Below are 10,190 nucleotides of genomic sequence, written 5' to 3' on the forward strand. Positions count from 1 at the left end.
AAATGCCAAAACGTCAAGACATTCAAACTATTCTGGTTATTGGATCAGGTCCAATTATTATCGGACAAGCTGCTGAATTTGACTATGCAGGTACACAAGCTTGTTTATCTTTACGTGAAGAAGGTTATAAAGTAATTTTAGTAAACTCTAATCCTGCAACGATCATGACTGATAAGGAAATTGCGGATAAGGTTTACATTGAACCTTTAACCCTAGAATTTGTGAGTCGCATTATTCGTCAAGAACGTCCGGATGCTTTATTACCAACTCTAGGCGGACAGGTCGGATTAAACCTCGCTGTCCAATTACATCAGGCTGGCGTGCTAGATGAATGTGGAGTAAAACTTCTTGGTACAAGCTTAGAGTCGATTAAACAAGCCGAAGACCGTGAACTGTTTCGTGATTTAATGCGTGAATTAGGTGAGCCTGTACCTGAATCAGAAATTGTCCACAATATTGAGCAGGCTAAAGCCTTTGTGGAACAAATTGGTTATCCGGTAATTGTGCGTCCAGCTTTTACCATGGGTGGTACTGGCGGGGGTATTTGTTATAACCAACAAGACCTTGAAGAAATTGTCAGCTCGGGCTTACATTATTCTCCAGTAAAACAATGCTTATTAGAAAAATCTATTGCTGGTTACAAAGAAATCGAATATGAAGTAATGCGTGATAGTAAAGATACGGCTATCGTGGTATGTAATATGGAGAATATCGATCCAGTTGGTATTCATACTGGTGACTCGATTGTGGTAGCTCCATCACAAACGCTTACGGATAAGGAATATCACATGTTACGTGACGTTTCCTTAAAAATTATTCGTGCGCTAAAAATTGAAGGCGGATGTAATGTGCAACTTGCTTTAGATCCTCATTCGTTCAATTACTACATTATTGAAGTAAATCCACGTGTAAGTCGTTCTTCAGCTTTAGCGTCTAAAGCTACAGGTTATCCGATTGCTAAAATTGCAGCCAAAATTGCCGTGGGCTTAACGCTTGATGAAATTACCAATCCAGTTACTTTAAGTTCTAAAGCTTGCTTTGAACCAACTTTAGATTACGTAGTTACGAAAATCCCTCGTTTCCCATTTGATAAGTTCGAACATGCCGATCGTTTCCTTGGCACGCAAATGAAAGCCACTGGGGAAGTGATGGCTATCGGTCGTACTTACGAAGAGAGTCTACTAAAAGCCATACGTTCACTTGAATATGGAGTACATCACTTAGGCTTACCTAATGGTGAAGAGTTTAGTCTGGATTATATTCTTAAGCGCATTAAGAAAGCTGGTGATGAACGTCTGTTTTTTATTGGTGAAGCATTACGTCGTGGCATTAGTCCGCAGCAAATTCATGAGCTCACGCAAATTGATATGTTCTTTTTAAATAAAATGCAACATATTATTACTATCGAGCATGAATTAAAAGCTAATGTAGGCAATATCGAATTATTACACTACGCTAAACGTTTAGGTTTTAGTGATAAAACTATTGCTCACCGTTGGCAAATGACTGAAGAACAAGTAAATGCTTTACGTAAAGAGCACCAAATTACTCCGGTTTTCAAAATGGTAGATACTTGTGCAGCAGAATTTACTTCCAATACCCCATACTTCTACTCAACCTATGAACAAGAAAACGAATCCCAAGTTTCAACTAAACCTAAAATCCTAGTATTAGGTTCTGGTCCAATTCGTATTGGGCAAGGGGTTGAGTTTGACTATGCGACCGTGCATGCGGTTTTAGCCATTCGTCAAGCTGGTTACGAAGCTATTATTGTCAATAATAACCCTGAAACAGTTTCGACCGATTTTAGTATCTCAGATAAGTTATATTTTGAACCGCTAACTGTTGAAGACGTAATGGCGATTATTGAACACGAACAACCATTAGGTGTGGTTGTACAGTTTGGTGGACAAACGGCAATTAATTTAGCAAGTAAACTCGCAGCCCGTGGAGTAAAAATTCTTGGAACCTCGCTCGAACAAATTGATAATGCCGAAAACCGTGACAAATTTGAATTACTCTTACAAAAACTACAAATCCCACAGCCATTAGGCAAAACAGCTACTGATACTGAAACTGCTGTTAAAAATGCGGCACAAATTGGTTATCCAGTCCTCGTACGTCCGTCATATGTCCTTGGTGGTCGGGCTATGGAAATAGTGTATAACGAACAAGAGTTACGTCACTATATGGCTACAGCCGTTAAAGCTAGTCCTGAATACCCAGTATTAACCGACCGCTACTTAATTGGGAAAGAAGTTGAAGTAGATGCTATTTGCGATGGCGAAACTGTAGTTATCCCTGGGATTATGGAGCACATTGAACGTGCTGGGGTGCACTCTGGAGACTCGATTGCCGTTTACCCACCGCAAAACTTAAGTGCCGAGCAAATTCAAACTTTAACTGATTACACCATTGCTTTAGCTAAAGGTTTAGAAATTGTTGGTTTAATTAATATTCAGTATGTAATTTCTGACGGGCAAGTGTATGTGCTAGAAGTAAATCCACGTGCTTCACGTACCGTGCCATTCTTAAGTAAGATTACACATTTACCTATGGCTAAACTCGCAACGCAAGCTATTTTAGGGCAAAAACTACAAGATTTAGGTTTTAGTACAGGTTTAGTAACGCCTGTAAAAGGTGTTTACACTAAAGTCCCAGTATTTAGTTTCCAAAAACTTAAAGATGTAGATACGCGCCTTGGTCCAGAAATGAAATCAACTGGTGAAGTTATGGGTATGGACTTAATCCTTGAAAAATCTCTATATAAAGGGTTAGTCGCTGCAGGGATGAAACTCAATCGTGACGTAGGGAATGTGCTCTTTACGATTTGTGAACAAGCTAAAGATGAAGCTCTAAGTTTAGCTCAACGCTTTGCGGCTTTAGGTTATAGCATTTTTGCTACTGAAGGGACGGCTAAATACTTTAGTTCGCATGGTTTACGCGTAACGCAAGTAGGTAAAATCGGACAAGAGCATTCTGTAGTAGATACAATTCATGCTGGACAGGTCGATATTATTATCAACGCTTCAGGAACTGAGCGTTCAGCGCTAGATGATGCATTTAAGATCTTACGCGCAGCAGTTGAGCAAGGGATTATCTCTCTCACTTCATTAGATACAGCTAATGCTCTGCTTGCCGTACTTGAATCTCGTTCGTTTCAAATTAATCCGTTACAGTAAGGCAAACTTATGGCTAAGATAATCTCACAAGAACGTCTAGCACGTGATATTTACTTACTCACTTTACAAAGTACGCAAGTTGCAAACATGCTACAACCTGGACAATTTGTAAATATTCGCATTGGACAAGGAACAGAGTTCATGTTACGTCGTCCGCTATCCATTTGCCAAATCATGCCTGAAAAGGAGCAATTTACGATCATCTATCGCGCACAAGGTGCAGGAACTAAGGCTCTAGCAGCCTTAGCTCCTCACAGCGAACTAGATGTTCTTGGTCCACTAGGTAAAGGTTTTGACATTAGTAGCTTAGAGGTCGGACAAACTGCTTTGTTAGTTGGTGGAGGCATTGGTGTACCACCTTTGTATGAACTAGCGCTGCAATTTGCTCAACGCGGAGTAAAAACCATCCACGTGCTTGGTTTTGCAACTAAAGAAGATGTGTTTTATGCTGACAAGTTTGCTGCTCTGGGACAAACTATTATTTGTACGGTTGACGGCTCCCAAGGTTTTAAAGGTTTTGTAACCCAAGCAATTAAAGAATTTAAACTTGACTATGATGCTTACTATGCTTGTGGATCAACAGCTATGTTAGCAGCCCTAGCGCAACAAGAAACTAAACCTGGCTACGTCTCTCTTGAAGAGCGCATGGCTTGTGGAGTTGGAGCTTGTTACGCTTGTGTTTGTAAAGATGTTCACGGACAAACTAAACGCATTTGTTACGATGGTCCGGTTTTTAACGCTAAAGATTTAACTTTTAATAATTATGAGTAAACGCTTACAGGTATCTCTTCCAGGATTAGAGTTAAAAAATCCTATTATACCAGCTTCGGGATGCTTTGCTTTTGGTTTAGAGTATGCAGACTATTATGATCTTAGTCAGCTCGGAGCGATTATGATTAAAGCCGCAACTCTTGAACCTAGATTTGGTAATCCTACGCCACGAGTAGCTGAAACAGCTTCAGGCATGTTAAATGCTATTGGCTTACAAAATCCTGGCGTGCATGAGATTATGGCAACTAAACTTCCAGCCTTAGAAGCTTATGATGTACCAATTATTGCTAATGTTGCCGGTTCGACTATCGAAGATTATGTAGAGGTATCACGTCTTATTAGTCAAGCTCCTAATGTTAAAGCTCTAGAGTTAAATATCTCTTGCCCCAACGTTAAATGTGGTGGTATTCAATTTGGTACAGATCCTGAAACAGCTGCAGCTTTAGTTAAAGCGGTGAAAGCAGTATCTGCCGTGCCTGTGTATGTAAAACTCTCACCAAACGTTACAGATATTGTCGCTATGGCAAAAGCCGTAGAAGCTGCTGGTGCTGATGGCTTAACCATGATCAATACCTTAATTGGCATGCGTTTAGATCCTAAGAGCGGTAAACCTATTATTGCCAATAAAACCGGTGGTTTGTCTGGTCCAGCAGTTAAACCTGTAGCTATTCGCATGGTATATCAAGTAGCACAAGCGGTTAAGATCCCGATTATTGGCATGGGAGGAGTTATGGATGCTTGGGATGTTATTGATTATATCTCTGCTGGTGCTAGTGCCGTAGCTATTGGTACAGCTAACTTTACTGACCCATGGGTATGTCCAAAAATTATTCAGCAACTCGAAACTATTCTTGATAAATTAAAAGTCGAGCATATTCTTGAGCTTAAAGATCGTGCTTGGAAAACAGCCTAATCTTTAATTTTAACCACTTAATAATCATTTGCATTAAGAGCAAGAAGGAGTAAATTTTGTCACAAGTTATTATTGCCTTGGATTTTCCAACTAGCACGCAAACTTTAGAGTTTTTACAGCAATTTGATAATCGAAGTTTATTTGTCAAAGTAGGAATGGAACTCTATTTACAAAATAGTCCGAGTATTCTTGCGCATATCAAGGCTTTAGGACATAAAATCTTTCTTGATATTAAATTACACGATATTCCTAATACGGTGTATGGTGCTGCCAAAGGCTTAGCGCAATTTAAAATTGATCTTTTAACCGTGCATGCAGCAGGGGGCATGGCTATGCTTACTGCTGCTAAGCAAGGCATGATCGATGGAGGAAGTCCTGACACTAAAGTCATTGCGATTACACAATTAACTTCAACTTCAGAACAACAAATGCACGAACAACAAGGCATAAGTGGCTCATTACTCGTGAGTGTATTACGTTATGCAAAAATTAGTCAACAAGCTGGTCTTGATGGCGTTGTTTGTTCGGCACAAGAAGCTGCACAAATTAGCCAAGTTTGTGGTGCAGACTTCTTAAAAGTTACCCCAGGTATTCGTGGCGCTCAAGATCAAGTTGGTGATCAACAAAGAGTTGCAACTCCAGCCTTTGCGAAGCAGCAAGGTGCGTCATATATTGTCGTTGGACGTCCAATTACACGCGCTAATGATCCAGTAGCCGCATATGACAAATTTGTGCAAGAGTTTACAGCATAGCTTGCAAAAACAAATCAAACTTTTAATACTTATTCATTGATATTTAACCTTTACATTTTAAGCACCGATTTTTACTACTTATTAATTTTATTTTTAAGCACCGACTTTTAACTGCTTAAGAACATCTTATTTTTACTTTTGAAGATTATCCGTTTCACGCATTAGAGGTTTATATGACGACTTTAGCTGCAAAAATTGCGCAACATCTATTAGCTATTAAAGCCGTAGAATTACGTCCAGAAGTAGAAAATTACTTTACTTGGACTTCTGGCATTCGCTCACCTATTTATTGTGATAACCGTTTAACTATGAGTTATCCCAATATTCGTAAAGATGTTGCTCTGGGGATGGTTGAACTTATTAAGCAGCATTTTCCCGACGTAGAAGTTATTGCTGGTACAGCTACGGCTGGTATTCCGCATGCAGCATGGGTTAGTGAGCTTTTAAACTTACCTATGGTGTATGTACGCGATGCTAAGAAAAAACACGGCAAAACTAATCAAATTGAAGGGAAAATCACTCCGCAACAAAAAGTTATTGTAATTGAAGATTTAATTTCTACAGGTGTATCTTCTTTAGGTGCAGTACAAGCTCTAAAACAGGATGGGGCACAAGTATTAGGTGTTGTAGCTATTTTTACTTATGGCTTAGATAAAGCAAACAATGCTTTTACGCAAGCTAAGTGTCCGTTATATACCTTAACCTCTTATGACGCTTTAATTAACCAAGCGCAAACTTTAGGTTATGTAAAACCAGAACAAGTAGCTAGTCTTAAAGCATGGCGTGACAGTTTATAGACCTCAAAAAATCCCCAACCGAAATGATTTCAGTTGGGGATTTATTTTGTTTAATTAACGATGGTTATCAGTTTCGTTTGTGCCAAAAACTTTGTAACCTGTTGTTTTATGAATTTGATCATCATGGGTTTCATCAAACTTATGTGACCAAATTGAAGTGTGGTAAATCTTATCTTGTAATGCTGGATAGAGATCAGAATTAAAGATAATTTGATAATTAGGATCTTGTTTTTGTTTACCGCGTTGACGAGTATAGTCGTCAATAATTAGTTTAACTTGCTTCCATAGAAGAACGATTGCAATTAAGTTTAAGAAAGTCATAATTGCCATGCATAAATCGGCAGCATTCCAAACCGAAGTTGGTGAAGAAATACAACCAAGGTACACGAAAAAGCATACGCATAGAGCAAAGAGAAAACGTAAAGCTTTACTTTGGGTAAAGTATTTTAAGCCTGAAACTGCGTAAGCGAAGTTACCGATAATTGAAGAGAAAGCAAAGAGGAAAATAATTATTGACATGGCAATAGCACTCCAACCACCTAACGAGTGTACAACTGATTGTGTTGTTAGAGCTGCATTGTCATAAGTACCGTGCATATATAAGCCCGTAGTTAAAACAATTAATGCCGAGAAAGTACAAATAATAAAAGTATCAAAACATACCCCAATCATTTGTACAAAGCCTTGTTCAGCTGGGTGACGAGTTGCTGCGGTTGCGGCAATATTAGGCGCTGAACCCATACCTGCTTCATTTGAGAATAAACCACGTTTAATCCCGTAAGAAATCGCCGTTCCAAATAAACCGCCAAGACCAGCTTTAAGGTCGAATGCTCCTGCAAAAATTGCTTCAAATGCCGGACCTATGTTTTGGTAGTTAACGATTAAAACTGCACAACCAATACCAAGGTAAGCTAACGACATTACTACCACTAAGCCAGAAGAAGCTTTAGTTACAGCTTTCAGACTACCAAAAATTACCACTGCGGTAATAACAGTTACAATAATGGCTGTAACTTGCTCATTTACCGCAAAAGCTGCATGTAAAGTATTAGCAATTTGGTTAGCTTGTATCGAGTTAAAAGCAAAGCCATAACTAAAAGCTAAGCAAATAGAGAAAATTACCCCTAAGGTTGGTAATTTTAAGCCTTGCGCAATATAGAATGCCGGTCCACCAACAAACTCACCTTTATCGTTTTTAGTTTTATACAGTTGAGCTAGTGATGATTCAGCAAAGGCTGACGCCATCCCTAAAATGGCTGCAAACCACATCCAGAAAATAGCTCCAGGACCGCCAGCCATAATCGCAGACGCTACCCCAGCAATATTACCAATCCCCACACGTGAAGCTAAACCTGTAAGAAAAGCTTGTACCGGAGAGATATTGTTTTCATCGATTGATTTGTGCGCATCTACACGAAATAAACTTTTAACCGCAGTGCCAAAAAGACGGATTTGTACTCCTTTAGTAACGATAAAGAAGAATGCTCCGGCTAGCACTAAAGCTATAGGCAGCAGAAAATTAACTACAGCCATTAAATTAGCATAGTTAATCACAGCTACAACTTTATGATAAAGAGCTTCTAAAAGATCCATTATGTACTCACAAGTGTCGTATTTATTCCCCAGACAAATAATAAAAACAACTCGCAACTATCCTAGACTTTAGGATATCAATGAGTAGCTATAAGTAGGGGTTAGTAAAATGTATATGTATATGTTTTAGTGTGTGATAAAAGCTAATTACGCTAAGCTCTTAATATTTAAGAGCTTTTTTCTAAAAATTAGCATAAATAACTGGTATATATTAGCATAAGCTAAATGAAAATAATTAAAATTATTTTTTGCTCACCTTATGAAATTCGTGAACTAATGCAAGTAAATAGGATTAAGAACTTAAAGAATTGCGGCAAGAAATATTAAAGCTTGAGGATTGAAGAATAGAAAATTAGATGAGGCTGATGTTTTAGTCTTGGGACTTGAGGAATGAATACTAGAGATTGAAGACTCATATTTGATAGCTAGGAGAAATGCCAATATGCACAGAGGTACTAATGGTCATCATTTACAAACGAAAAAAGAGTCCACTTAGGACTCTTCTTTCATATTTTAATTAACGGTGGTTATCTGTTTGGTTTTCACCAAAGATCTTATAACCAACTTCTTTGTGAATTTGATCATCATGACTTTCGTCAAGTTTACGTGACCAAATTGAACTGTGATAGATTTTATCACGTAATACAGGATATAAATCAGAGTTGAACTCAATTACGTGTTCAGGATTTTTATCTTGTTTACGTTTTTGTCTGATGTAGTCGTCAACGATTAATTTAACTTGTTTCCATAACATAACAATGGCAAATAAGTTAATTAAAGTCATAATCGCCATACATAAATCAGAAGCATCCCAAACTGATTGTGGTTTAGAAATCGCACCAATAAAGACAAATGCACACACAGCTAAAGTAAAGCCTACACGCACCCATTTATTTTGCGTAAAGTATTTTAAACCAGATAAGGCATAAGCAAAGTTACCTACAATCGATGAGAAAGCAAATAAGAAAATGATAATTGACATGGCAATTGCACCCCAACCACCAACTGAATGTACAACAGATTGGGTTGTTAATGCAGCATTGTCATACTGACCTGTACTATATACGCCTGAAGTTAAAACGATTAATGCTGAGAAGGTACAGATAATAAACGTATCAAAACAAACACCAATCATTTGTACAAAGCCTTGTTCAGCAGGGTGACGTGTTGCAGCTGTAGCTGCAATGTTTGGTGCTGAACCCATACCAGCTTCGTTTGAGAAAAGACCACGTTTAATACCGTAAGTGATTGCAGTACCAAATAATGCACCAACACCAGCTTCTAAATTAAACGCTTCTCTAAAAATTAAACCAAATACCGGTAAAATTTTGTCGTAGTTAACTACTAATACTGCTAAACCGATTAAGATATAAGCTACTGACATCACGCCTACCATGCTTGTAGAAATACGTGATACATATTTAAGGTTACCAAAAATAACCGCAGCTGTAATAGCGGTAATGATAATACCTGTAGTTAATACTTCAACATTAAAAGCTGAGTGTAAAGTATTAGAAATTTGGTTTGCTTGAATTGAGTTGAAAGCAAAACCATAAGTGAAAGCTAAACAAATTGAGAAGATTACTCCCACAAATGGTAATTTTAAACCTTGTGCTAGGTAGAATGCCGGCCCACCAACGAACTCACCTTCTTTATTACGAGTTTTGTATAGCTGTGCTAATGATGATTCAGCAAAAGATGAAGCCATCCCTAATAAAGCAGCAAACCACATCCAGAAAACTGCACCAGGACCACCGATCATAATTGCAGAAGCAACCCCTGCAATATTACCCGTACCTACACGTGAAGCTAGACCGGTCATAAATGCTTGCATTGGAGAAATGTTTTTCTCATCAATTGATTTGCGGGCATCTACACGTAAAATGCTTTTAAAAGCTGTACCAAATAATCTAAATTGTACACCTTTAGTAACAATTAAAAAGAATAAACCTACAACAGGTAATGCTATAGGTAATAAAAAGTTTAAACTATCTGAGAGCCATTTATAAAATGCTGCTAGAAAATCCATAAAACCTTAATCCCATTATTAATCTGATGAATTAACAACTTATTGTAAATAATAATCAGTTGTTAATAAATACTAAACTCAAATACCAAATCTATTTGTAGTAACCTGCGGTTTTATTAGATCACTAGCCAAATATAAATTCATCGTTTAAAA

Annotated in this window: 7 protein-coding genes; 5 read left to right on the forward strand and 2 right to left on the reverse strand. The window is 37.9% G+C overall.

Annotation, left to right across the window (positions count from 1 at the left end):
* The first annotated feature begins 2 nt into the window (after positions 1 to 2).
* The 5 genes from carB to pyrE all read left to right on the forward strand — a co-directional run bounded on the left by carB (position 3) and on the right by pyrE (position 6,415).
* On the forward strand, positions 3 to 3,182 hold the full coding sequence (gene carB, locus CKF58_RS04105; RefSeq protein WP_119531246.1) for a carbamoyl-phosphate synthase large subunit: 3,180 nt from the start codon (positions 3 to 5) through the stop codon (positions 3,180 to 3,182).
* 9 nt (positions 3,183 to 3,191) lie between these two features.
* Positions 3,192 to 3,953, forward strand: a complete 762-nt coding sequence (locus CKF58_RS04110; RefSeq protein ID WP_119531248.1) for a dihydroorotate dehydrogenase electron transfer subunit — start codon at positions 3,192 to 3,194, stop codon at positions 3,951 to 3,953.
* Positions 3,946 to 4,866 (forward strand): dihydroorotate dehydrogenase, encoded by a 921-nt coding sequence (locus CKF58_RS04115; RefSeq protein WP_119531250.1) that lies wholly within the window; start codon positions 3,946 to 3,948, stop codon positions 4,864 to 4,866. Before CKF58_RS04110 ends, CKF58_RS04115 begins: the two co-directional genes overlap by 8 nt.
* 56 nt (positions 4,867 to 4,922) lie before the next feature.
* Positions 4,923 to 5,618 (forward strand): orotidine-5'-phosphate decarboxylase, encoded by a 696-nt coding sequence (pyrF, locus tag CKF58_RS04120; protein WP_147397210.1) that lies wholly within the window; start codon positions 4,923 to 4,925, stop codon positions 5,616 to 5,618.
* Positions 5,619 to 5,791: 173 nt separating this feature from the next.
* Positions 5,792 to 6,415: an orotate phosphoribosyltransferase gene (gene pyrE / locus CKF58_RS04125; RefSeq protein ID WP_119531254.1), complete on the forward strand. Its 624-nt coding sequence runs from the start codon at positions 5,792 to 5,794 to the stop codon at positions 6,413 to 6,415.
* Between the two features lie 54 nt (positions 6,416 to 6,469).
* Here pyrE and CKF58_RS04130 read toward each other — a convergent pair whose 3' ends face one another.
* Positions 6,470 to 8,008, reverse strand: a complete 1,539-nt coding sequence (locus tag CKF58_RS04130) for an alanine/glycine:cation symporter family protein (RefSeq protein WP_119531256.1) — start codon at positions 8,006 to 8,008, stop codon at positions 6,470 to 6,472.
* A 517-nt stretch (positions 8,009 to 8,525) separates the two neighbouring features.
* On the reverse strand, positions 8,526 to 10,037 hold the full coding sequence (locus CKF58_RS04135) for an alanine/glycine:cation symporter family protein (RefSeq protein ID WP_119531258.1): 1,512 nt from the start codon (positions 10,035 to 10,037) through the stop codon (positions 8,526 to 8,528).
* Positions 10,038 to 10,190 lie beyond the last annotated feature (153 nt).

The sequence above is a fragment of the Psittacicella hinzii genome (assembly GCF_003585935.1).
Classification (GTDB): domain Bacteria; phylum Pseudomonadota; class Gammaproteobacteria; order Enterobacterales; family Psittacicellaceae; genus Psittacicella; species Psittacicella hinzii.